Raw genomic sequence first — 22913 nt, forward strand, 5'->3', positions numbered from 1 at the left:
CTGTACGTATGGATAGGGAAGACCCCGAACCCGTACCCATACCCGGACCCACAAGGACTGACACGTGATCACCTCGCCCTCGCCTCTCGTACCCGTCCCGATCCCCGACCGCGTGGCCGCGATGATCGGGTCCTGCCTGCCGCTGCACGTCCTGCAGGCGGAGGTCGACGCCGACTGCGCGGCGCGCGAGGTGCTGCGGTTCCGGGGACCGCTCTGCGCGGAGGACCGGGCGGACCGGGAGCACGCGCTGTCCGCGCTGGCCCGGGCGAACAAGATCCTGGCCCAGCACCACCCGCTGCTTCCGGTCCGCCCGCGCTAGCCGGTCGAGGCGACGGCGCGAACAAGCATCGGTCTGCCGAGACCAGGAAGCGAATCTGGTCTAGCGTGGAAGAGGGCAACCATGCTCTGCGGCGACGGCTGGGACACCCCGTTCGTCCGGCCCGCCGTTCTGTGGCGATGGGCCCGATCGGCAGGTGAGATCCATGACCGGCACAGCCGGCGGCGGAGCCCACGACCACGACGTGATCGTCGTCGGCGCACGCTGTGCGGGCGCCCCCACCGCGATGCTCCTCGCCCGGCAGGGCCACCGGGTCCTCCTGGTCGACCGGGCGACATTCCCGAGCGACACGATCTCCACGCATCTCGTCCATCCGCCCGGTCTGGCCGCGCTGGACCGCTGGGGGCTGCTGGAACGGGTCGTCGAGACCGGGTGTCCGCCCATCGACACCTACTCCTTCGACCTCGGACCGATCTCCATCGTCGGGTCCCCGGCCGGTGAGGGCTTCGAGGCCTCGTACGCACCGCGCCGCACCGTCCTGGACAAGATCCTCGTCGACGCCGCGTCCGAATCCGGCGCCGAGGTGCGCGAGGGCTTCAGCGTCGAGGAGATCCTGTTCGACGGGGAGACGGTGACCGGTATCAGGGGCCACGGCAAGGACGGAACGACCGCCGTCGCGCACGCGCGGATCGTCGTGGGCGCGGACGGACTCCACTCGTCCGTCGCCAGGGCGACGGGCGCCGTCGGCTACGCGGAGAAGCCGAAGATCAACGCCTACTACTACTCGTACTGGGCCGGGATGCCCATGCACGGGACGTTCGAGGCCTACGACCGCGGGGAACGCGCCTTCGCCGCATGGCCCACCAACGACGATCTGTCGCTGGTCATCTGCGGCTGGCCCATGCGGGACTTCGAGGCCAACCGGGACGACGTCGAAGGCAACTACCACGCCACGCTGGCCCTGGCGCCCGCCTTCGCCGAACGGATCGCCCGGGCGACACGGGCCGAGCGGTTCGTCGGCATGGCCATCCCCAACTACTTCCGCAAGCCCTACGGCCCGGGCTGGGTCCTGGTCGGCGACGCGGGATACCTGAAGGACCCCATCACCGCCCAGGGCATCCAGGACGCCTTCCGGGACGCGGAGCGATGCACCCGTGCGATCGACGACGTACTCGCCGGCCGCCGGCCGCTCGACGAGGCCATGCGCGCGGCGCAGGAGGAACGGGACGCCCAGGTCATGAGCATGTACGAGTTCACGGCCGACTTCGCGACGATGGAGCCGCCTCCCCCCGAGATGCAGCAACTGCTCCTCGCGGCGTCCGAGAGCCCTTCGGCACGGGACGAGTTCGCCCGGGTCACAGCGGGGGTGACGCCGCCCGAGGAGTTCTTCGGGCACATGCAGGAACGGATGAGCCACCAGACACCCCACGCGGCCTGACCCACGGCACGGCTCAGGGCCTGTCCGGCGGATCAGGGTCGCCCCGACCCTGATCCGGCCCTGATCCGGCCCTGATCCGGCCCTGATCCGAACGAAAGACCCTAGCCCGTTCGAGGCGCCGGCCCGGCACCGCACCGGTTCGGGTGTCCCCCACATGCGGGTGGCGCCACCCGGTGTGAGGCTGCGAACGTGACCACCACCAGCGAAGCCGCACCCGCGCCCCCGGCCGCCTCGCCGCCCGTGCTCGACAGCCGCCGCCGCAACATCGTCTTCGGCACGATCATGCTCGGTGTGCTGCTCGCGGCCCTCGACCAGACCATCGTCGGCACCGCCCTCCCGACGATCGTCTCGGACCTCGGCGGCGCCGCCCACATGTCCTGGGTGGTCACGTCCTACCTGCTGGCCGAGACGGTCGCCACCGTCCTCGTCGGCAAGTTCGGTGATCTGTTCGGCCGCAAGGTGATCTTCCAGATCTCCGCGATCGTCTTCATCACCGGTTCCTTCCTCTGCGGCCTCGCCACCAACATGACGCTGCTGATCGTCTGGCGCGGACTGCAGGGCATCGGCGCCGGCGGTCTCATGGTCACCTCGATGGCGCTCATCGCCGATGTGATCCCGCTGCGCGACCGCGGCAAGTACCAGGGCGCGATCGGTGCCGTCTTCGGCATCTCCACCGTCATCGGCCCGCTGCTCGGCGGGCTCTTCACCGACCATCTGAGCTGGCGCTGGGCGTTCTACGTCAACGTCCCCATCGCGATCCTCGTCGTCATCGCCGCCGCCCGCACCATCCCCTCCGTACGGTCCGCGAGCAAGCCGATCATCGACTACGCGGGCATCGCGCTCGTCGCCGCCGGGTCCAGCGCCCTGATCCTGGCGACCAGTTGGGGCGGGAACGAGTACGCCTGGGGCTCCGGCGTCATCATCGGGCTCTTCGTCGGCGGTCTGATCGCGCTCGCGCTGTTCTGCTGGGTGGAGACCCGCGCGGCCGAACCGATGCTGCCCATGCGGCTGTTCGCGAATCCGGTCTTCACCGTCTGCTCCGTGCTGAGCTTCGTCGTCGGCTTCGCGATGCTCGGCTCGATGACCTTCCTGCCGTCCTACCTCCAGTACGTCGACGGCGACTCCGCCACCATCTCGGGCATCCGGACCCTCCCCATGGTCATCGGTCTGCTGATCGCCTCGATCTACAGCGGCAACGTCGTCAGCAAGACCGGCACCTACCGGATCTTCCCCATCGTGGGCTGTCTGGTGATGGGCGTCGGCCTCTTCCTGCTGTCCCTGATGGACACGGGCACCAGCGCCTGGCTGGAGTCGCTGTACATGTTCGTGCTCGGTGCCGGCATCGGTCTGTGCATGCAGGTGCTCACCATCGCCGTGCAGAACACGGTCGAGTACGCCGACCTCGGCACCGCCACCTCGGGCGTCACCTTCTTCCGTACGCTCGGCAGCTCCTTCGGCACGGCGGTCTTCGGCACGATCTACGCCAACTCCCTGAAGCCCAACCTGGCCCAGGGCGTCGGCGAGGCGACGGCCGTCGCCGGGCCGACCCTGGAACCGTCCGCGATCGCCGAGGCCGCGCAGAACCCGGCCGGGCTCCACGGGCTGCCGGACGACGTGGCGGCGCCGATCGTCCAGGCGTACGCGGACACCCTGCACACGGTCTTCCTCTGGACGGTGCCGGTCGCGGCGATCGGCTTCGTCGTGGCGCTCTTCCTCAAGCAGGTACCGCTGCGGGACACCGCCCGCGCCTCGGCACCCGACATGGGCGAGGGCTTCGCGTCGCCCACCTCGTCGGGCAACTCGGCCAAGCTGCTCGAACTCTCCGTCGGACGGATCCTGCGGAAGACCGACCTGGACACCGCGCGCCGGATCGTCGCCGAATCCGACACCCGGCTCGACACGGCGGGCGCGTGGGCGGTGATGCAGGTCGAGCTCTTCACGCGGACGGTCGGGCACGCCAGCCTCGGCCTGATCTCCGCCGGACGGCGGGTCCCCCCGGAAGTCCTGCTGCCGGTCTTCCAGCGCATGGTCGACGAGGGGTTCCTGACCCGGGACGGCAACCTCCTGTCGCACACCCAGGCCGGCAAGCGGGAGGCCGAGGTGATCACCCACGCCTGGGGCGACTGGCTCAGCGACCGGGTCGAGCAGGAGACCGGCCGGCCCAGCGGCCCGGAGCTGAGGGCGGCGACGGACGCGATCACGAAGAAGCTGATCGCGGAGGACCTGGCGCAGGGGATGCCGCGCAGCCGACGCGAGCCGGTGGGCGTCACGTCCTGACGGGGCGGCCCCCAGCCCCCAGGGCTCAGGCTCAGGCTCAGGCTCAGGGCTCCGGGCTCAGAGCTCGTCGACGAAGTCGCCGTCGACGTACACCCACGCGCCCTCGTGGCGGCGGAAGCGGCTGCGCTCGTGGAGCGCGCCGGCCTCCCCGCCGTGGGTGTAGCGGGCGACGAAGGTGACGGTTCCGGACCGGTGGAACGCCGTGCCGTCGGTCGTCTCGCGGATCTCCAGGCCGGCCCAGCGCATCGACGGGTCGAGGTCGAGCTCGCCGGGGCGGGTCTCGGGGGCCCAGGTGCGCAGCAGGTACCCGGCGTCGCGGACGACGAAGGCGCTGTAGCGGGAGCGCATCAGCAGCTCGGCGGTGGGGGCGGTGACGGCGGGAGCGGCTGCCCAGGAAGCTGCTGCGGCGGCCGCCGCGTGGAAGCGTCCGCAGCACTCCGCGTACGGCGCGGGCAGGCCGCAGGGGCAGGGCGAGCTCGCGGTGACGGCGGGGACGGCGGCCGGGCGGACGGGGTTCTTGCGGGCATTACGGCGGGACATGGCCCCCATTGTGTCGTGCGCCGTGCGGGGGCGGGATCGCGCCATGTGTGCCGTGGGGGCTTGCACGGTGCTTCCGGGGACGGGTGGACACCCTTATGCTCCTGCGCCGGACGTGACCGTTACCGCCGGTAAGGCAAAGGGGCTGGGGCATGAACCGTACGGGCACCTCGCGACGCACCTTCGTGGGCACGGCCGCCGCCGTCACCGCGGCCGCCGCCACCGCCGGCGTCGGAGCCGTACCGGCCCACGCGGCCGCCACGACCGGCGCCGCCGAGCAGGCCGCACCCCCGGCCGTCGCCGTACTCGGCGGCGGCGTCGCGGGCCTGACCGCCGCGCACGAACTGGCCGAACGCGGCTTCCGCGTCACCGTCTACGAGCGCCGGGCGCTCGGCGGCAAGGCCCGTTCGATGGACGTGCCCGGAAGCGCCCGGGGCGGTCGGCGGGCGCTCCCCGCCGAGCACGGCTTCCGCTTCATCCCCGGGATCTACCACAACCTCCCCGACACGATGCGGCGCATTCCCTTCCCCGGGAACGCCAACGGCGTCTGGGACAACCTCGTCGCACCGGCCGAGATGGCCTTCACCCGCACCGGCCGTGAGGACCTGCGCATCCCGCTCCCCTGGCCCGGCCACCGGCCCGCCGAGCTCACTCTCGACGAGATCCGCCGCGCCCTGACCGCGCTCATGGAGACCGCCCGATCGATTCCGCTCCACGAGGCCGCGTACTTCGTGAACCGCTTCCTGGTCTTCCTCACGAGCTGCGACGAGCGGCGGAACGGGACCTGGGAGGCCACCCCCTGGTGGGACTTCCTGCGGGCCGACCGGATGAGCTACGACTACCAGCGCATCCTCGCCGTCGGCCTCACCCGCAACATCGTGGCCACCAAGGCCGAGGAGGCCAGCACCCGTACGGTCGCCACCCTCCTGGAGGCCTTCGCCTTCAACGCGCTCGGACGCGGCGCCGACGGACCGCTCGACCGGATCCTCGACCTGCCGACCAACGAGGCGTGGATCGACCCCTGGGTCAGCCATCTGACGTCCCTGGGCGTGGAGTTCCGGGTCGGCTGGACGGTACGGGAGATGGCGTACGACGCGGCGGCCCAGCGGATCTCGGCCGCCGTGATCGAGGACCCGGACGGCGTACGCCGATCGGTCACCGCCGACCACTACATCTCCGCCATGCCCGTGGAGCACGCCCGGCGGACCTGGGGCGCCGCCCTCCGCGCGGCCGACCCCCAACTGGCCCGGTGCGACAAGCTGGAGACGGACTGGATGACGGGCATCCAGTTCTATCTGACCGAGAAGGCGCCGCTGCTCGCCGGGCACGCCAACCTGATCGACTCCCCCTGGTCCCTGACCTGCATCCAGCAGGCACACCACTGGCCCACCCGGGACTTCCCCGCCGACTACGGCGACGGGTCGGTCGTGGACTGTCTGTCGGTGGACATCTCGGAGTGGGACCGGCCCGGGATCCTGTACGGCAAGACCGCCAAGCAGTGCACCCGTACGGAAGTGGCGCGCGAGGTGTGGGCGCAGCTGAAGGCCGGCTTCAACGACACGGGCCGTACGGTCCTGAAGGACGGCTCCCTGCACTCCTGGTTCCTGGACCCGGGCGTGGACGGCCTCGGCACCCCGAACCCGACCAACGACGACCAGCTCCTCATCCACCCGGTCGGCACCTTCCACAACCGCCCGCAGGCCGCCACGAGGGTCCCGAACTTCTATCTGGCCGGCGACTTCGTGGCCGTCGACATCGACCTGGCGACCATGGAGGGCGCCAACGCCTCCGCCCGGCAGGCCGTCAACGCGCTGCTCGACCGTACGGGCTCGACGGCCGCGCGCTGCACGGTCCAGCCGCTCTTCCGCGCCCCGGAGCTGGAGGCGCTCAAGCGGCACGACCGGCTGCGCTTCCGGATGGGCCTGCGCAACGCGCTCGACGTGGGGTGATCCGTCCGGCCGCTCAGGGGCTATAGCGCAAGGGGTGGTCCTCGGGGACCTCGACGACGACGATCTCCACGCCGTCGGGGTCCGCGATCCACATCTCGACCAGTCCCCAGGGCTCGGTCACCGGCTCCCGCAGGATCTCGACGCCCTGCTCGACGAGGACCCGGTGCACCGTCCGCACGTCCGCCACCTGGAGCCAGAGCCGCAGCCGTGGCGCGGGCTCGGCAGGGGCGGCGCGCCCGGAGACCTCCAGGAAGCCGCCGCCCAGGAAGTAGACGGTGCCCCGGTCGGGTCCTGTGCCGAACTCGCGGTACACCGTGAGGCCGAGCCGGTCTCCGTAGAACTGCCGGGAGCGGTCGGGGTCGGACGGCCGGAGCAGGATCCGGCTGCTCAGTACGTGCATCGCAGTAGCGTACGACCATGAAACTGACGATTCTCGGAGGCGGCGGATTCCGGGTCCCGCTCGTCTACGGCGCCCTGCTCGGCGACCACGCCGAGGGGCGGGTCACCCGGGTGACGCTGCACGACCTCGACGGCGAACGGCTCTCGGCGATCGCCCGGGTCCTCGCGGAGCAGGGCGCGGGTGTGCCGGACGCCCCGGAGGTGACGGCGACGACGGATCTGGACGAGGCGCTGCGCGGAGCGGACTTCGTCTTCTCGGCGATCCGGGTCGGCGGCCTCGACGGCCGGGCGGCCGACGAGCGGATCGCGCTCGCCGAGGGGGTCCTGGGTCAGGAGACGGTCGGCGCGGGCGGGATCGCCTACGGTCTGCGGACGGTGCCGGTCGCGGTGCACATCGCCCGGCGGATCGCCGCCCTCGCCCCGGACGCCTGGGTCATCAACTTCACCAACCCGGCGGGCCTGGTGACGGAGGCGATGTCCCGGGTGCTCGGCGACCGGGTCGTCGGCATCTGCGACTCCCCCGTCGGGCTCGGCCGGCGGGTCGCGCGGATCCTGGGCGCCGACCCGGCCGAGGCGTGGATCGACTACGTGGGCCTCAACCACCTCGGCTGGCTGCGGGGGTTGCGGGTCGGCGGACGGGACGAGCTGCCGAGGCTGCTCGCGGACGAGCAGGCCCTCGGCTCCTTCGAGGAGGGCCGGCTCTTCGGCCCCGAGTGGCTGCGCTCGCTGGGCGCGATCCCGAACGAGTACCTGCACTACTACTACTTCAACCGCGAGGCCGTCCACGCCTACCAGCAGGCGGAACGGACGCGCGGCGCCTACCTCCGCGACCAACAGGCCGGTTTCTACGCGGAGATGGGGAAGCCGGACACGCCTCCGCTGGCCGCCTGGCACCGCACGCTCGCCGACCGGGAGGCGACCTACATGGCCGCCAACCGGGAGGCGGCAGGGGTCGGGGAGCGGGACGAGGAGGACCTGGAGTCGGGCGGGTACGAGAAGGTGGCCCTGGCGCTGATGCGGGCGATCGCCCGCAACGAGAGGGCCACGCTCATCCTCAACGTCCGTAACGGCACGACCCTTTCGGTGCTCGACGCGGACGCGGTGATCGAGGTGCCCTGCTTCGTGGACGCGGCCGGCGCCCATCCGGTCTCCGTGGCACCGCTGCCGTACCACGCGGTGGGTCTGGTGACGGCGGTGAAGGCGGTGGAACGCGAGGTGCTCGCGGCGGCGGAGAGCGGGTCGCGGGCGACGGCGGTCATGGCGTTCGCGCTGCATCCTCTGGTCGACTCGGTGTCGGTGGCGCGGCGGCTGGTCGACGGCTACACGGCCGAGCATCCGGAACTGGCGTACCTGCGCCGCTGAATCGACGCACGGAGGGCTGTCCGGCGAACATCTTTACGCAACCGGGGGCGCGGCCTACGCTCGCGCCCCATGGACTCACCTGGCACACGCTTTCGACGGACGATCGTCCGTCTCACCACGGGCTGTCTGCTGACCGCCGGACTGGTGTACGCCGGACCGGCGGTCGCCGAGTCCGCCGCACCCACCGACCCCGCCCTCGCCGCCGCGCGCGTCGTCCCGGTCCAGCTCACCGGACCGGCCGACAAGCGCTTCAACCTGGTGGTGACGGGCGACGGCTACACCACGGAGGAGACGGCCGATTTCCGGGCGGACGTCGACAAACACCTGGGTGTGCTGTGGAGCATCGAGCCGTTCGCCTCGTACCGCTCGTACATCAACGTCTGGGCGGTGGAGGTCGATTCGCCGGAGTCGGGCGTGGACTGCGATCCGGGGCTCGACGCGCCCCGCCGCGACACCCCGCTGAACATGGGCTTCTGGGGCGGCTGCAACCCGGACAGCGTACAGCGGCTGCTGACCGTGGACAGTGCGAAGGCCGCCGCGCTCGCCGATCTCGTCCCGGGCACGCGCGCCGCCAACCGGCAGATCGTGGCCCTCGCGAACAGCGACACCTACGGTGGCGCGGGCGGCAGCTACGCGACCGCGTCCGGCGGCAACGCGCTCTCCTCGCTGATCACCCCGCACGAGATAGGCCACTCGCTCGGCGGACTCCAGGACGAGTACGACTACTACGCGCGGGGCGTCGCGGGCGGGGCGTACGAAGGGGCGGAGCCGTCGTCGGCGCACCACAGCCTGCTGACCGAGCGGCAGATGCGGGAGCAACGCGCCAAGTGGTGGCGCTGGTTGGGCGAACCGAGCGAGGCAGGCGGTGTCATCGGCCGGCACGAGGGCGGCCTGTACAGCACCACGGGCATATGGCGGCCGAGCCGGCACTCGATCATGAAGACGCTCGGCTACGCCTTCGACCAGGTCGAGCGCGAGGTGATGGTGCGGGCGATCTCGGCGAAGGTGAACCTCGTCCAGAGCCACACGCCCAACTCGACGCCGCTCGGGGCGGATCGGACGGTGTGGGTGGACACGCTGCACCCGCTGGGCGGTGAACTCGACGTGGTGTGGCGGCTGGACGGCCGGACGCTCGACACCCGCAACGCCCGTACGGTCGACCTGCGTTCACTGCGCCTCTCCCCCGGCTCGCACACCCTGACGGCGACGGCGAGCGACCCGACGCCCTTCGTCCGTGACCCGGCGGTACGCGGCTCGTCGGCGCTGACCCGTACGGTGAGCTGGACCGTGGACCCCGCCCTGAGCACCCCGGAGGACGCCGTCGCGGCGGCGTTCACGGGTCACACACCGACGACGGCACCGGTCGGCGCGCGGTCGGTGGTCCACGCGGACACCACCCATCCGACGCGCCGCTCCCTCTCCGTCCGGTGGTGGCTCGACGGCCGCCCGATGGCGAACCCGGGCAACGACCGTGATCTGGACCTGCGTTCGCTGCGCCTCTCCCCCGGCGCCCACACCCTCACCGCCCGAATCCCGGGCACGGGGGCGGAGTTGCGGTGGACGGTGGACGCCCGTCCGGCGACGGCGTCGTACGAACTGTCCGCACCGCTGCGTACGGTGAACCGACCGGGCCGGCCCGTCGAGTACGTCTACGACGGCCCGTTCACGATGAGCCTCTCGGCGCGGGACGACCAACCCGGTTCGGTGGTCCGCCAGTTCCGGGTGAACGGCGACGGCTGGTACACGTACTACGGCTGGCCGACCGACGCCGATGCGCCGTTCCGCTTCTCGCCGAGCGGCACGGTCATCGACGACCTCGTCCACGGGAAGCTGGGCCGCAGCCGCGCGGTGCCGTGGGACGACGCCACGCCGGACTACGGCACGCACACGGTCGAGTACCGCACGATCGACGCGGCGGGCAACGTGGGTCCGGCGAGCTCCTTCCTGGTGACGCTGGTCGAGCCGCGGGGCTGACGGAACGCACGAGGCCCGCGGACCGTGACGGGGTCCGCGGGCCTCGACGTGTGCTTACCGAGGGACGTCAGCCGCTCAGGCGATGCGGCCGACGGCGGCCCAGCCCGGGATCGGGTCGTCGCCCTGGACCGGGACGACCTCCCCGAGCTCCGGGTGCCACTCGGCGGTGAGCGAGACCCCGGGCTCGACGAGCTCCATGCCCTCGAAGAACGCGGCCAGCTCGTCGCGCGAGCGCGGCCGCAGGGTCAGTCCGCGTGCCTTGTACATCGCGACGGCCTTCTCGGCGCCCTCCGGGTCGAAGTCCCCGGTGACGTGCGAGAGAACGAGGTAGCTGCCCGGGGCCAGCTTGTCGACGAGCTTGCGGACCAGGTCGTACGCCCCGTCCTCGTCCCCGACGAAGTGCAGCAGGGCGAGCATCGACAGCGCGATGGGCTGGTCGAAGTCAAGGACCTTTCCGGCCCTTTCAAGGATGATCTCGGGGTCGCGGGCGTCCGCCTGGATGTACTCGGTGGCCCCTTCGGGGGTCGAGCGCAGCAGGGCGGCCGCGTGCGCGAGCACGATCGGGTCGTTGTCGCAGTAGACGATCCGGGACTCCGGCGCCGCCTGCTGGGCTATCTGGTGCAGGTTGGGCTCGGTCGGGATGCCGGTGCCGATGTCCAGGTACTGGCGTACGCCGTTGGCGCTGAGCCAGCGGATGGCGCGGTGCATGAAGGCCCGGTTGACCCGGGCCATGTCGCGGCCCCGGGCGTCGAGGGTGAGGAGCTGCTTGGCCATCTCCTCGTCGACCGGGTAGTTGTCCTTGCCGCCCAGGAACCAGTCGTACATCCGCGCGGGGTGCGGCTTGCTGGTGTCGATCCGTACGGCTGCGGGTTCCTGGGTCATCGGGGCTCCTGGTCCGGGAGTGGAACTACTGGCACTGCAGCAAGAGTTACGCGACGGTAGGGGTGTGACGGAAGGGGTCAGGTGAGCAGAAAGTCGGCCTGACCGGATTTCGCTCCCTGGATGAACGCGGCGATCTCGCCGTGGGTGTAGATGAGCGCGGGTCCCTCAGGGTCTGCGGACTGTCGCACGGCGACTCTGCCGTCGGCCAGCTTCATGGCCTCCACGCAGTTGCCCCCGTTCCCGCCGCTCCACGGCTTGTGCCAGCCTTCGGCACCGAGATCCGCGGCGGGCATGCCGTTGTATATGCGATCCATTCACAGCTCCTCGCGGAGACCCCGGAGGATCTCCTTCGTGCGTTGTGCAGTCGCGGCCTGGGCCGCCATCCGGTCCATGACCTCGAGGTGGGAGGCCACCTCCGGGCGCGCGTCGAGATAGACGGCTCCCGTGAGGTACTCGCTGTAGACCATGTCCGGGAGTTCGGGCACGGCGAAGCGGAACAGGACGAACGGTCCGTAGGTGCCGGGATGATGGCCGGACGCGAACTCCGCGATCTGCAGGGTGACGTTCGGCAGCTCGGACGCTTCGAGCAGCCGATCGAGCTGGTCGCGCATCACTTCGGGCCCGTCGCCGACCGGTCGGCGGAAGACCGTCTCGTCCATGATCACCCAGAACTTCGGGGCGTCTTCCCTGGTCAGCAGGGACTGGCGCTCCATCCGCAGGGCTACATGACGTTCGGTCTCCTCAGTGTCCTCGGCGTTTCTACCACCGACCGCCCCGCTGCGCAGAATGGCGCGGGCGTACCCCTCGGTCTGCAGCAGACCGGGGACGAATTGGGGTTCGTACGCGCGGATGAGGCCGGCGGCCCCCTCCAGGCTGACGTACATGGAGAACCAGCCGGGCAGCACGTCGTGGAACCGCTGCCACCAGCCGGGAAGGTTGGCCTCCTCGGTGAGGGCGACGAACGCCTCGGCCTCGGAGTCGTTGATGCCGTACGCCTGGAGCAGGAGCTGTACGTACGGAATCTTCAGCGCGACTTCCGCGGTCTCCATGCGGCGGATGGTGGCCGGGGCGACGCGGAGGACCTTGGCGGCCTCCTCCCGCTTCAGACCGGCCCGCTCCCGCAGATCCTGCAGTCTCCTGCCGAGAACGACCTGTCCCACCGTGGGGGCGGACCGCGGCTCGCTCACTCTCAGACCTCCCCGACGCGCTGTTTCGCTTGAGTGTGCCACGAACACGGCCAGAGAGAACACAGCACTCTGCAATTTTCAGAGTGCCACTTGCCAAGTGTCCGCGTCGGGAGCAAAGTATTCCGGTGAACCAGTACGCGCTGCTGCCGCGCGCCGCCTCGGGGGCGACACACGGCACTGCTTACCCACTGTTGTGAGGAACCGGTCGTGGCTTCTGGTAACGCGCTCCCCTCAGGGCTCAAGAGCCCCCGCGTCATGCACCAGCGCCCACGCACCGATGACCTCCGCCACGACGTCCGCCGGTTCACCTTCGAGCTCCCCGCCCGCACCGCCTCGGTCTCGCGGGCCCGCAGACTGGCGGAGGAGCGGCTCATCCTCTGGGGCTGCGCCCCTGACATACGCGACACGGTCACCCTCATCGTCTCCGAACTGGTCACCAACGCGGTGGTGCACACGGCGAGCAGCCATGTCGTCTGCGAACTGCGCGAGGGGGAAGAGCAGTTGCGGATAGCGGTACGGGACGAGGGCGGCGCGGCGGATCCGCGGATCAGGGACTGCGGCGAGGAGGAACGCGGCCGCGGGCTGCTGCTCGTGGAGGGGCTGTCGAGCGCCTGGGGGTCGGACAGTACGGGCCACGGCACGGCGAGGGTGGTCTGGGCCGAGCTGGCCCACGGCATGGGGCACACGTGCTGAGGTCGATGGCGACCCTCCTGACGCCGAGGTCCCGCAGGGTTCCGGAGCGGGGCGACCCCGCCCGGGCGGCCGGCGCGGCCGCGCCGACGGGCGACGGCTCGACGCGGCTGATCGTCCCGCCGGGATTCCGCACCGCCCTGGGCTGCGACGCGGTCGGCGTCCCGGCGCGCTACGGCTTCCGCATCCTCTCCCGGCTGCCGTCGAAGGGCTGTGTCTACGCGGACACGGACTGGTGGTGGTGGCTGGTCCCGACCGGCTCGGACCTGGACCTGCTCTGGCCGCTGCCGGCCTGCTACGCCCGGGGCGCGGAGATCCCCGACCGCCGCCCCCGCCTGATCCACCACCCTGACGGAACCTCTCCGTACACCCCGCCGATCCCCCTCTATCTCCTCTGCTGCCAGCTGACGGGCACCGCTCCTTCCTGGAGCTTGATCCCCACGCAGGGCAACGGCGTACTGTCGGAGCATGTTCACCCCTCAGGGCCCGACCGCCCGTGAGCTGACCGTCCAGGCGCTCTCGTCGGTGGAGCACGGGTACGACCTGCTGGCAAGGAAGTTCGACGCGACGCCGTTCCGCACGCCGGACCCCATCCTGTCGGCGGTGACGGACGCCCTTCGCCCGCTCGGCCCGTTCGACGCGGGCCTGGACCTCTGCTGCGGCACGGGAGCGGGCCTCTCCGTGCTTCGCTCCCTGTGCGCGGGCCGGGTCACGGGCGTCGACTTCAGCGCGGGGATGCTGGCGGAGGCCCGCCGCGCCGACCCGACGGCCACCCTGATCCGCGCGGACGCCCTGGCACTCCCCTTCACCCCGTCCTTCGACCTGGCGGTCAGCTTCGGCGCCTTCGGCCACTTCCTCCCGAAGGACCAGCTCACCCTCTTCCGCCAGATCCACCGCTCCCTCCGCCCGGGCGGCCTCCTCACCTTCCCCCTCCCGGCCCCGCCCCCCGTCGGCTCCCGCGCGTACTGGACGCTGCTCGGCTTCGACGCGGTGATGCGCGTACGGAACGCGGTGTGGCGCCCACCCTTCGTCATGTACTACCGGACGTTCCGCCTGGCCGACGTCCGCGACCGCCTGACGCGGACGGGCTTCACGGTGGAGACCCGACCGATCACCTCACTGGGCCGCCAGGAGAACGGAAGCCCGAGGTTCCGACTGGTACTGGCACGAAAGCCCTGATCCCCGCTCGGCGCTCAGGGCGTCCTCCGCCGGGGGCTCCGGGGCCGCATCCACGAGCCGGAAACGCGAAAACGGCCCCAGATGAACTGGGGCCGTTCTCGATCTGTGTCCGAGGGGGGACTTGAACCCCCACGCCCGATAAAGGGCACTAGCACCTCAAGCTAGCGCGTCTGCCATTCCGCCACCCGGACTAGGTGTTGTGTCGTTTTGGGGTGTTCCCCGCGGCGACATGGATAACTCTACCAGGGGTTCGAGGTGCCTTTCACCCACGTTTCCCGTGGTCAGTGGGGTGCGGCGACCTCTGAGTCCTTGATCGGCGGCGGGTGGGGCGAAGAGGTGCACCGAGTGTCGTCGTGCGCATACGTGGCGTAGCGGTCGGCGGCGCCTAGCCTGCGCTGGGTGAGCTACCTCTTCGCGCGCAGCGGGTCCACGTACCGCAGGCCCCGGATGCTGTCGCCACTCCGGGAGCATCTGCGGGACACCTTCTGGTTCGCCCCGATCGCGACCCTGGCGGCCGTCTTCGTGCTGTGGCTGGTCGCCTCCGAGGTGGACGAGGCCATCATCCGGTTCCTGCAGGACGAGCAGGACTACGACGCGGTCACCGAGCTGATCGGGATCGTCGAGGACGCCAAGACGATCGTGACCACGATCAGCTCGGCGATGATGACCTTCATCGGTGTCGTCTTCTCCATCTCGCTCGTCGCCGTACAGATGGCCAGCGGGCAGTTCAGCCCCCGCGTCGTGCGGATCTTCATCCGGAGCCGGATCACCAAGGCGACCTTCTCCGTCTTCCTCGCCACCTTCCTGCTCTCCCTGCTCGTCCTCACCTCGTACGACAGCGAGACCGATCCCCAGCGCGTGTCCACCGTCCCCCTGGTGCAGTCGGTACTGACAGTCCTCATGGTGGGGCTGAGCCTGCTGCTCTTCGTGGCGTACGTGAACTCGACGCTGCGGCTGATGCGGGTGGGACACGTGGTGGACCGGATCACCTGGGAGGCGTTCGGCGTCCTGGCGAAGATGCCGCAGTACGAGGGGGAGCTCGGCGATCTGGGGGAGACGACCGCGTACGTGCTGCACCGGGGGCGCGCCGGGGTGCTGCGGGATGTGAACGTCGCTCTGCTCGTGCGCCTCGCCCGGCGCCACGGGGTGGTGCTGCGGCTGCTGCCCCGGATCGGGGACTTCGTCGTGCCGGGGACACCGATCCTCGCGGTGCACGGAGGCCAGGTGCCCCGCAGGATCGGGGCCGCCGTGTCGGTGGGGGTGGAGCGGACCTTCCACCAGGACCTCGGCTTCGGGCTGCGGCAGCTCGCGGACATCGGACTGCGGGCCCTCTCCCCCGCCGTCAACGACCCGACGACCGCCGTGCAGGCGCTGGACCGGATCACGCAGTTCCTGGCCGCGGTGGCGAACCGCCCGCTGGGGGCCGTGCACCACCGCGACGGGAAGGGCGCGGTCCGGCTCGTGCAGGACGTACCGGGGTGGACGGATCTGGTGGATCTCGGCATCACCGAGATCCGGGGGTGCGCGCCGGGCAACCCCCAGGTGTCGCGGCGGATGCTGGCGGGTCTTGACGACCTGTTGTCCCTGGTGCCGGCCGAGCGCCGGGAGCCCCTGATCCGGCACCGCACGCTGTTGACGCAGCTGGTCGAGCGTACGGCGCCGGAGGCGGCCGACCGCGCGTTCGCGCTGGAAGGCGACCGTCAGGGGATCGGGTGACCGATGGAGGACGGGTGCGGGGGTTACGACGGGTGCGGGGGTTACGGCATCAGGTGGTGGTCCGGGAAGTTGCCCGGGAGCCGCTCCCCCTCCGGGCCATCGGTGACGGCCTTGACCAGCAGGTCGCCGCCGACGAACGCGCCGCGCCAGGACGCGCCGAATCCCCCGAACAGCTCGTCACGGTCGCCGCGCGAGCGGGGCTTGCCATGGCCGGTCTTGAAGGCCCGGATCTGCGGGGCGAGCCGCGCGTACGTCTCCGGGTCGTCGGTGGCGAGCGTCGCGACGAGGGCGCCGTTGGAGGCGTTCATCGCGGCGAGGAGCTCGGCCTCGGTGTCGACGAGGACGATCGTGTCGACCGGGCCGAAGGGTTCGGCGTGGTGGAGCGGTGAGGACGGGGGCGGGTTCAGGAGCGTGACGGGCGGGAGGTACGCCGAGGTGTCCTGGCCCGGCAGGAAACGGCCGTCGGCGAGGGAGCCCCGGTGGAGCGGGATCGCGCCCCGGTCGATGGCCTCGGCGACGTGGTCGCCGAGCTCCTTGGCCTTGGCCGCGTTGATGAGCGGGCCGAAGTCGAGGTCGGGAAGCGGGTCCTTCGGGTGCTCGACGGCGAGCGGGTGTCCGAAGCGGAGGTCGCGGACGGGGGGCAGGTAGGCGGCGAGGAAGTCGGCGAACAGGGTGCGTTCGACGACGAAGCGGGGGTAGGCGGTGCAGCGCTGCTTGCCGTAGTCGAAGAGCTTGGGGATCACGGCGGTGAGGGCCGGCCAGTCGCTGTGCTTCCAGACGCCCCAGGTGTTGAGGCCCTCCTGTTCGAGGATGTGGCGTTTGCCCAGGTCGGCGACCTCGGTGGCGATGCGCGCGCCGGTGTCGCGACCGCCCACGAACGAGACGCAGCCGATCTCCGGGGCGCGGACCAGGGCCTCGGAGAGCTCGCCCCCGCTGCCGCTGACGAGGGTGATCGGGATGCCCTCGCGGGCGGCGAGCGCGGCGGCGAGGGTGAGACAGGCGAGGCCGCCGTCGGTCGGGGTCTTGGCGATGACCGCGTTCCCTGCCAGGGCCTGTACGAGCAGGGCGTGGACGAGGACGGACATCGGGTAGTTCCAGCTGGCGATGTTGGAGACGGGGCCGGGCAGCGGGGCGCGGCCGACCAGCATGGTGTCGATGCCGTCGACGTACCAGCGCACGCCGTCGATCGCGCGGTCGACGTCGGCCTGGGCGAGCCGCCAGGGCTTGCCGATCTCCCAGACGAGGAGGAGGGCGAGCAGCTCGCGGTGGGCGGTGAGGGCGTCGAGGGTGGCGGAGACGCGGGCGCGGCGCTCGGCCGGCGGGAGGTGCCGCCAGGCCCGGTGCTGGTCGAGCGAGGCGCGTACGGCCTGGTGGGCGGTGGGGGCGTCGAGGCGGGGCGGGCCGGCGATGGGGCTGCCGTCCACGGGGCTGGTGGCGGGCAGCGGCCGTCCGTCGGGCTGCCAGGTGCCGGCCCAGAGGTTGAGGACGGTGTCGCCGCGGAACGCCTCGGGGGCGACGGTCAGGCAGCGCTGCCAGGCGTCGTCCCAGGCGGTGCCGGGCTTGAGGGTGAGGATGGGAGCCATGAGGTGTTCTCCGCTCTCGGTGCACGGTCGGGCGGGAGCAAGGGCGGGAGGTGCGGTGGCGGGGGTGCGATGACGCGGGTCCGATGACGGGTGGCGCGATGGCGCGGGCGGTGCGACGGCGGGAAGCGCGATGGCGCGGGAGGTGCGATGGCGCGGGAGGTGCGATGGCCGCGTCAATTCTGGGTGCGGGGGTCGGGGGCCGCCAGCCGGGCGACGACGAGGGAGGCGGTCTCGGTGGGCGTGGAGCCGACCTGGACCCCGGCCGCCTCCAGGGCCTTCCTCTTCCCCTCGGCCGTACCGGACGATCCGGAGACGATGGCTCCGGCGTGGCCCATGGTCCTGCCCTCGGGGGCGGTGAAGCCGGCGACGTAGGCGATGACGGGTTTGGTGATGTGCGCGGCGATGTGGTCGGCGGCGCGTTCCTCGGCGTCGCCGCCGATCTCGCCGATCATCACGATCAGATCGGTTTCGGGGTCGGCCTCGAAGGCGCTGAGACAGTCGATGTGGGTGGTGCCGACGACCGGGTCGCCTCCGATGCCGACGGCGGAGGAGAAGCCGTACTCCCGCAACTCGTACATGAGTTGGTAGGTGAGCGTGCCGGACTTGGAGACGAGTCCGATCCGGCCGGGCTCGGGGGCGATGTCGGCCGGGATGATGCCCGCGTTGGACCGGCCGGGGCTGATCAGGCCGGGGCAGTTGGGGCCGATGATCCGGGTGCCGTGGGCGCGGGCGTACGCCTGGAAGGCCACGGTGTCGTGGACGGGGACGCCCTCGGTGATGACGACGGCGAGGCCGATGCGGGCGTCGACGGCTTCGAGGACGGCCGCCTTGGCGAATGCCGGCGGGACGAAGACGACAGTGACGTCCGCCCCGGTGGCGGCGACGGCCTCGCGGACGGAGCCGAAGACGGGGATCCGGCGGCCGTCGAGGTCGACGGTGGTGCCGGCCTTGCGGGGGTTGACTCCGCCGACGACGTCGGTGCCGGCGGCGAGCATACGGCGGGTGTGCTTCATGCCCTCGGCGCCCGTCATGCCCTGGACGAGGACCTTGCTCTGCTGGGTCAGGAAGATGGCCATGGGTTCACATCCCTTCAGCGGGTGGTGCGCGTGGTTCAGCGGGTGGTGCGCGTGGTTCAGCGGGTGGCGAGTTCGGCGGCGCGGGCGGCGGCGCCGTCCATCGTGGTGGCCTGTTCGACCAGGGGGTGGGCGCGGGCGTCGAGGATGGCCCGGCCGCGCGCGGCGTTGTTGCCGTCGAGGCGGACGACGAGCGGCTGGGTCAGATGGACGGTTTCCAGGGCCCGGACGATGCCTTCGGCGACGGCGTCGCAGGCGGTGATGCCGCCGAAGACGTTGACGAGGACGGCCTTGACGTCGGGGTCGGAGAGGATGACGTCGAGGCCGTCGGCCATGACCTGCGCGGAGGCGCCGCCGCCGATGTCGAGGAAGTTGGCGGGTCGGGCGCCCCGGCCTGCGACGACGTCGAGGGTGGACATGACGAGGCCGGCTCCGTTGCCGATCACGCCGACCTCTCCGTCGAGCTTGACGTAGGTGAGGCCCCTGGCCGCCGCGGCGACCTCCAGCGGGTCGCCGTCGGGGTCGCGCGCCTCTGACCGCTCGCCCCAACGTGCCTGACGGAAGCGGGCGTTGTCGTCCACGGTGACCTTGCCGTCGAGGGCGAGGATCGCGCCGTCGGTGGTACGGACGAGGGGGTTCACCTCGACGAGCAGGGCGTCCTCCCCGACGAGGACCTGCCAGAGGCGGGCCAGGACATCGGCGGTCTCCGCCGGGAGCCCCGCCGCCGCGGCGATCTCGGCGGCCTTGGCCTCGGTGACCCCCTCGGCCGGGTCGATCGGGATCCGCGCGACGGCCTCGGGGCGGGCGGCGGCGACCGCCTCGATGTCCATGCCGCCCTCGGCCGAGGCGATGGCCAGGAACGTGCCGGCCGCCCGGTCGAGGACGTAACTGACGTAGTACTCCTCCTGGATGTCGACCGATTGGGCGAGCATGACTCGGCGGACCGTGTGCCCCTTGATGTCCATACCGAGGATCTGCCGGGCGGTGAGCTCGGCGGCCGCGGGGTCGGCCGCGAGTTTGACGCCGCCGGCCTTGCCCCGGCCACCGGTCTTCACCTGCGCCTTGACCACGACACGCCCGCCGAGGAGTTCGGCGGCGTGGCGGGCCTCGCGGGGGTGGTCGACGACGGCCGCGTCGGGGACCGCGATGCCGTAGCCCTTGAAGACTTCCCTTGCCTGGTGCTCGTACAGGTCCATCTCGGCTCCCTCACTCGAAAGTGCCGCACACCCCCTGGACACCATCCGGGCGATGCGGGATAACAAGCTTCATACAGTATTCGTCGACTGTATGCAATCGACCGCGATCACCCTCAACTCCCCTACGAAGGGACAGGACTTCGCCATGCCCGACGACAGCCAGCAGCAGCCCCAGCAGGAACGCATCTCCGGTGGACATCTGGTCGCCAAGGCCCTCAAGGCGGAGGGCGTCGAGGTCATCTACACGCTCTGCGGCGGCCACATCATCGACATCTACGACGGCTGTGTCGACGAGGGCATCGAAGTCGTCGACGTACGCCATGAGCAGGTGGCCGCGCACGCCGCCGACGGATACGCCCGGATCACCGGAAAGCCCGGCTGCGCCGTGGTCACCGCAGGTCCCGGCACCACCGACGCGGTCACCGGGGTCGCCAACGCCTTCCGCGCCGAGTCCCCCATGCTCCTGATCGGCGGTCAGGGAGCCCACACCCAGCACAAGATGGGCTCCCTGCAGGACCTGCCGCACGTCGACATGATGACCCCGATCACCAAGTTCGCCGCCACAGTCCCGGACACGGCCCGCGCGGCCGACATGGTCTCCATGGCCTTCCGCGAGTGCTACCACGGCGCGCCGGGGCCCTCCTTCCTGGAGATCCCTCGGGACGTCCTGGACGCCACCGTCCCGGTGGAGAAGGCACGCGTGCCGAAGGCCGGGCAGTACCGGGCCTCCACCCGCAGCGCCGGCGACCCCGAGGCGGTCGAGCGGCTCGCCGACCTGCTGGTGCACGCCGAGAAGCCGGCCGTGCTGCTGGGCAGCCAGGTCTGGACGACCCGGGCCACGGACGCGGCCGTCGAGCTCGTCCGCACCCTCAACGTCCCCGCGTACATGAACGGGGCGGGGCGCGGCACGCTGCCTCCCGGCGACCCGCACCACTTCCAGCTCTCCCGCCGCTACGCCTTCGCCAACGCGGACGTCATCGTCATCGTCGGCACGCCCTTCGACTTCCGGATGGGCTACGGCAAGCGGCTCTCCCCGGACGCCACCGTCGTCCAGATCGACCTCGACTACCGGACCGTCGGCAAGAACCGGGACATCGACCTCGGGATCGTCGGCGACGCGGGGCTGATCCTGAAGTCGGTCACGGAGGCGGCGACCGGCCGGCTCAACGGCGGGGCCATCAAGCGCAAGGCCTGGCTGGAGGAGCTGCGCACCGCCGAGCAGACCGCGCTGGACAAGCGGCTGCCGCAGCTGCGCTCGGACGCCTCGCCGATCCATCCGTACCGGCTGGTCAGCGAGATCAACGACTTCCTCACCGAGGACTCGATCTACATCGGCGACGGCGGGGACATCGTCACCTTCTCCGGTCAGGTCGTTCAGCCCAAGTCACCCGGGCACTGGATGGACCCGGGCCCGCTCGGCACGCTCGGTGTCGGCATCCCCTTCGTCCTGGCCGCCAAGCAGGCGCGGCCGGACAAGGAGGTGGTGGCGCTCTTCGGTGACGGCGCGTTCTCCCTCACCGGCTGGGACTTCGAGACGCTCGTCCGCTACAACCTCCCCTTCGTCGGCATCGTCGGCAACAACTCCTCGATGAACCAGATCCGTTACGGCCAGGCGCAGAAGTACGGCCTGGAGCGCGAGCGGGTCGGCAACACCCTCGGCGACGTGCACTACGACAAGTTCGCCCAGATGCTGGGCGGTTACGGGGAGGAGGTGCGGGACCCCGCCGACATCGCCCCGGCGCTGCGGCGCGCCCGCGAGTCCGGACTGCCGTCGCTGATCAACGTCTGGGTCGACCCCGACGCGTACGCCCCCGGAACCATGAACCAGACCATGTACAAGTGAGAGGCCGGTCTCCGTCGTGACCAAGACACAGGACACCCAGGCACAGAGCACCAAGGCGCTCGAAGGCGTTCGCGTCCTCGACATGACGCATGTGCAGTCCGGTCCCTCCGCCACGCAGCTGCTCGCCTGGCTCGGCGCGGACGTGGTGAAGCTGGAGGCTCCTTCGGGTGACATCACCCGCAAGCAGCTGCGGGACATCCCGGACGTCGACTCGCTCTACTTCACGATGCTCAACTGCAACAAGCGGAGCATCACCCTCAACACGAAGACCGAGCGCGGCAAGGAGCTCCTGACCGCGCTGATCCGGCGCAGTGACGTCATGGTCGAGAACTTCGGCCCGGGGGCCGTCGACCGGATGGGCTTCACCTGGGATCGCATCCAGGAGATCAATCCACGAATCGTCTATGCCTCCATCAAGGGGTTCGGGGACGGCCCGTACACCAACTTCAAGGCGTACGAGGTCGTCGCTCAGGCCATGGGCGGCTCGATGGCCACCACCGGGTTCGAGGACGGTCCGCCGCTGGCGACGGGCGCCCAGATCGGGGACTCCGGCACCGGCATCCATGCCGTGGCGGGAATCCTGGCGGCGCTCTTCCAGCGCGAGAACACCGGGCGGGGGCAGCGGGTGAACGTCGCGATGCAGCACGCGGTGCTGAATCTCTGCCGGGTGAAGCTGCGGGATCAGCAGAGGCTTTCGCACGGTCCGCTCTCCGAGTATCCCAACGAAGATTTCGGCGAGGAAGTCCCTCGTTCGGGTAATGCTTCCGGCGGCGGTCAGCCGGGCTGGGCCGTGCGGTGTGCGCCGGGCGGGCCCAACGACTACGTGTACGTCATCGTCCAGCCCGTCGGCTGGGCACCGGTCTCGGAGCTCATCGGCCGGCCCGAACTCGCCGAGGACCCGGAGTGGTCGACGCCGGAGGCACGGCTGCCCAAGCTCCCCAAGATGTTCCAGCTGATCGAGGAGTGGTCCTCGACGCTGCCCAAGTGGGAGGTCCTTGAGCGGCTCAACGCCCGGGGCATCCCGTGCGGTCCGATCCTCTCCACCAAGGAGATCATCGAGGACGCCTCGCTGGTCGCCAACGAGATGGTGGTCGAGGTCCCCCACCCCGAGCGCGGCAGCTTCACGACGGTCGGCTCCCCGCTCAAGCTCTCGGACTCCCCCGTGGAGGTCGTCAGCTCTCCCCTGCTCGGTGAGCACAACGAAGAGGTCTACGTCGGCGAGCTGGGGCTCGGCGACGAGGAACTGCGGCTGCTGAAGACGAGCGGGGTGATCTAGGTGACGGCGCACAGCACGGCGCGCGACGCGACCCACAGCACGGCGCACAGCTTCGACCGGAGGGCCGTACGCGAA

The 22913-nt window shown here is 71.0% G+C and carries 20 protein-coding genes and 1 tRNA gene; 12 read left to right on the plus strand and 9 right to left on the minus strand.

Going from position 1 to position 22913, the window contains the following annotated elements:
* The first annotated feature begins 121 nt into the window (after positions 1-121).
* The 3 genes from ACGFYP_RS03305 (at position 122) to ACGFYP_RS03315 (ending at position 3992) form a co-directional block, all read left to right on the plus strand.
* On the plus strand, positions 122-319 hold the full coding sequence (locus ACGFYP_RS03305) for a hypothetical protein (protein WP_393486026.1): 198 nt from the start codon (positions 122-124) through the stop codon (positions 317-319).
* 163 nt (positions 320-482) lie between these two features.
* The gene (locus ACGFYP_RS03310) at positions 483-1715 is read left to right on the plus strand and encodes an NAD(P)/FAD-dependent oxidoreductase (RefSeq protein ID WP_393485804.1); all 1233 of its coding nucleotides are present in this window, start codon (positions 483-485) and stop codon (positions 1713-1715) included.
* A 189-nt stretch (positions 1716-1904) separates the two neighbouring features.
* Positions 1905-3992 carry an MDR family MFS transporter gene (locus ACGFYP_RS03315; RefSeq protein ID WP_393485806.1) on the plus strand — a complete coding sequence of 696 codons (2088 nt, stop codon included), beginning with the start codon at positions 1905-1907 and terminating at the stop codon, positions 3990-3992.
* Positions 3993-4049: 57 nt separating this feature from the next.
* Here ACGFYP_RS03315 and ACGFYP_RS03320 read toward each other — a convergent pair whose 3' ends face one another.
* Entirely contained in the window at positions 4050-4532 is a 483-nt protein-coding gene (locus tag ACGFYP_RS03320; RefSeq protein ID WP_393485808.1) for a YchJ family protein, read from the minus strand.
* A gap of 149 nt (positions 4533-4681) precedes the next feature.
* Here ACGFYP_RS03320 and ACGFYP_RS03325 point away from each other — a divergent pair, with 149 nt between their 5' ends.
* A complete protein-coding gene (locus tag ACGFYP_RS03325) occupies positions 4682-6478 on the plus strand; it encodes an FAD-dependent oxidoreductase (RefSeq protein ID WP_393485810.1) in 1797 nt (598 codons plus the stop codon).
* Positions 6479-6491: 13 nt separating this feature from the next.
* Here ACGFYP_RS03325 and ACGFYP_RS03330 read toward each other — a convergent pair whose 3' ends face one another.
* Entirely contained in the window at positions 6492-6878 is a 387-nt protein-coding gene (locus tag ACGFYP_RS03330; RefSeq protein ID WP_393485812.1) for a VOC family protein, read from the minus strand.
* 17 nt (positions 6879-6895) lie between these two features.
* Between ACGFYP_RS03330 and ACGFYP_RS03335 the strand changes: the two genes are divergently transcribed.
* Complete coding sequence (locus ACGFYP_RS03335) at positions 6896-8239, plus strand: 6-phospho-beta-glucosidase (RefSeq protein WP_393485814.1); 1344 nt, start codon at positions 6896-6898, stop codon at positions 8237-8239.
* Between the two features lie 69 nt (positions 8240-8308).
* Positions 8309-10213 (plus strand): M64 family metallopeptidase, encoded by a 1905-nt coding sequence (locus tag ACGFYP_RS03340; RefSeq protein ID WP_393485816.1) that lies wholly within the window; start codon positions 8309-8311, stop codon positions 10211-10213.
* Between the two features lie 75 nt (positions 10214-10288).
* Here ACGFYP_RS03340 and ACGFYP_RS03345 read toward each other — a convergent pair whose 3' ends face one another.
* From ACGFYP_RS03345 to ACGFYP_RS03355, 3 genes are all read right to left on the minus strand, one after another.
* A complete protein-coding gene (locus tag ACGFYP_RS03345; RefSeq protein ID WP_393485818.1) occupies positions 10289-11095 on the minus strand; it encodes an SAM-dependent methyltransferase in 807 nt (268 codons plus the stop codon).
* Between the two features lie 77 nt (positions 11096-11172).
* Entirely contained in the window at positions 11173-11409 is a 237-nt protein-coding gene (locus ACGFYP_RS03350; protein WP_137992288.1) for a DUF397 domain-containing protein, read from the minus strand.
* Positions 11410-12282 (minus strand): helix-turn-helix domain-containing protein, encoded by an 873-nt coding sequence (locus ACGFYP_RS03355; RefSeq protein ID WP_393485820.1) that lies wholly within the window; start codon positions 12280-12282, stop codon positions 11410-11412. It abuts the gene before it with no gap.
* Positions 12283-12489: 207 nt separating this feature from the next.
* Here ACGFYP_RS03355 and ACGFYP_RS03360 point away from each other — a divergent pair, with 207 nt between their 5' ends.
* From ACGFYP_RS03360 to ACGFYP_RS03370, 3 genes are read left to right on the plus strand one after another with little or no spacing between them, the layout of a single operon-like run.
* On the plus strand, positions 12490-12975 hold the full coding sequence (locus ACGFYP_RS03360; protein WP_393485822.1) for an ATP-binding protein: 486 nt from the start codon (positions 12490-12492) through the stop codon (positions 12973-12975).
* Positions 12976-12980: 5 nt separating this feature from the next.
* Positions 12981-13472, plus strand: a complete 492-nt coding sequence (locus ACGFYP_RS03365; protein WP_393485824.1) for a hypothetical protein — start codon at positions 12981-12983, stop codon at positions 13470-13472.
* Positions 13441-14151 carry a class I SAM-dependent methyltransferase gene (locus ACGFYP_RS03370; RefSeq protein ID WP_393485826.1) on the plus strand — a complete coding sequence of 237 codons (711 nt, stop codon included), beginning with the start codon at positions 13441-13443 and terminating at the stop codon, positions 14149-14151. Before ACGFYP_RS03365 ends, ACGFYP_RS03370 begins: the two co-directional genes overlap by 32 nt.
* A 106-nt stretch (positions 14152-14257) precedes the next feature.
* Here the strand turns inward: ACGFYP_RS03370 and ACGFYP_RS03375 are convergent.
* A tRNA-Leu gene (locus ACGFYP_RS03375) sits at positions 14258-14342 on the minus strand.
* Positions 14343-14598: 256 nt separating this feature from the next.
* Here ACGFYP_RS03375 and ACGFYP_RS03380 point away from each other — a divergent pair.
* Entirely contained in the window at positions 14599-15867 is a 1269-nt protein-coding gene (locus tag ACGFYP_RS03380; protein ID WP_361963030.1) for a DUF2254 domain-containing protein, read from the plus strand.
* A 41-nt stretch (positions 15868-15908) separates the two neighbouring features.
* Here the strand turns inward: ACGFYP_RS03380 and ACGFYP_RS03385 are convergent, their stop codons facing one another.
* From ACGFYP_RS03385 to sucC, 3 genes are all read right to left on the minus strand, one after another.
* Positions 15909-17450, minus strand: coding sequence for an aldehyde dehydrogenase family protein (locus ACGFYP_RS03385; protein ID WP_393485828.1), 1542 nt, complete (start codon positions 17448-17450; stop codon positions 15909-15911).
* 173 nt (positions 17451-17623) lie between these two features.
* Positions 17624-18526 carry a succinate--CoA ligase subunit alpha gene (sucD, locus tag ACGFYP_RS03390; RefSeq protein ID WP_393485830.1) on the minus strand — a complete coding sequence of 301 codons (903 nt, stop codon included), beginning with the start codon at positions 18524-18526 and terminating at the stop codon, positions 17624-17626.
* Between the two features lie 56 nt (positions 18527-18582).
* Positions 18583-19719: an ADP-forming succinate--CoA ligase subunit beta gene (gene sucC, locus ACGFYP_RS03395; RefSeq protein WP_393485832.1), complete on the minus strand. Its 1137-nt coding sequence runs from the start codon at positions 19717-19719 to the stop codon at positions 18583-18585.
* Positions 19720-19864: 145 nt separating this feature from the next.
* Here sucC and ACGFYP_RS03400 point away from each other — a divergent pair, with 145 nt between their 5' ends.
* Both ACGFYP_RS03400 and frc read left to right on the plus strand, forming a co-directional pair.
* Positions 19865-21562, plus strand: coding sequence for a thiamine pyrophosphate-binding protein (locus ACGFYP_RS03400; protein WP_393486028.1), 1698 nt, complete (start codon positions 19865-19867; stop codon positions 21560-21562).
* A gap of 16 nt (positions 21563-21578) precedes the next feature.
* Positions 21579-22838, plus strand: coding sequence for a formyl-CoA transferase (gene frc / locus ACGFYP_RS03405; RefSeq protein ID WP_393485835.1), 1260 nt, complete (start codon positions 21579-21581; stop codon positions 22836-22838).
* The last annotated feature ends 75 nt before the right edge of the window (positions 22839-22913 follow it).

The sequence above is a fragment of the Streptomyces sp. NPDC048370 genome (assembly GCF_043200825.1).
Taxonomy (GTDB): domain Bacteria; phylum Actinomycetota; class Actinomycetes; order Streptomycetales; family Streptomycetaceae; genus Streptomyces.

Bases quoted from the DNA above. Each gene is read 5' to 3' on its own strand.
- ACGFYP_RS03380 (WP_361963030.1), top strand. From the start codon at position 14,599: ATGCTGTCGCCACTCCGGGAGCATCTGCGGGACACCTTCTGGTTCGCC.
- ACGFYP_RS03330 (WP_393485812.1), bottom strand. From the start codon at position 6,878: ATGCACGTACTGAGCAGCCGGATCCTGCTCCGGCCGTCCGACCCCGAC.
- ACGFYP_RS03335 (WP_393485814.1), top strand. From the start codon at position 6,896: ATGAAACTGACGATTCTCGGAGGCGGCGGATTCCGGGTCCCGCTCGTC.
- ACGFYP_RS03400 (WP_393486028.1), top strand. From the start codon at position 19,865: ATGCCCGACGACAGCCAGCAGCAGCCCCAGCAGGAACGCATCTCCGGT.
- ACGFYP_RS03345 (WP_393485818.1), bottom strand. From the start codon at position 11,095: ATGACCCAGGAACCCGCAGCCGTACGGATCGACACCAGCAAGCCGCAC.
- ACGFYP_RS03310 (WP_393485804.1), top strand. From the start codon at position 483: ATGACCGGCACAGCCGGCGGCGGAGCCCACGACCACGACGTGATCGTC.
- ACGFYP_RS03325 (WP_393485810.1), top strand. From the start codon at position 4,682: ATGAACCGTACGGGCACCTCGCGACGCACCTTCGTGGGCACGGCCGCC.
- ACGFYP_RS03385 (WP_393485828.1), bottom strand. From the start codon at position 17,450: ATGGCTCCCATCCTCACCCTCAAGCCCGGCACCGCCTGGGACGACGCC.
- sucC (WP_393485832.1), bottom strand. From the start codon at position 19,719: ATGGACCTGTACGAGCACCAGGCAAGGGAAGTCTTCAAGGGCTACGGC.
- sucD (WP_393485830.1), bottom strand. From the start codon at position 18,526: ATGGCCATCTTCCTGACCCAGCAGAGCAAGGTCCTCGTCCAGGGCATG.
- ACGFYP_RS03370 (WP_393485826.1), top strand. From the start codon at position 13,441: ATGTTCACCCCTCAGGGCCCGACCGCCCGTGAGCTGACCGTCCAGGCG.
- ACGFYP_RS03365 (WP_393485824.1), top strand. From the start codon at position 12,981: ATGGCGACCCTCCTGACGCCGAGGTCCCGCAGGGTTCCGGAGCGGGGC.
- ACGFYP_RS03350 (WP_137992288.1), bottom strand. From the start codon at position 11,409: ATGGATCGCATATACAACGGCATGCCCGCCGCGGATCTCGGTGCCGAA.
- ACGFYP_RS03340 (WP_393485816.1), top strand. From the start codon at position 8,309: ATGGACTCACCTGGCACACGCTTTCGACGGACGATCGTCCGTCTCACC.
- ACGFYP_RS03320 (WP_393485808.1), bottom strand. From the start codon at position 4,532: ATGTCCCGCCGTAATGCCCGCAAGAACCCCGTCCGCCCGGCCGCCGTC.
- ACGFYP_RS03305 (WP_393486026.1), top strand. From the start codon at position 122: ATGATCGGGTCCTGCCTGCCGCTGCACGTCCTGCAGGCGGAGGTCGAC.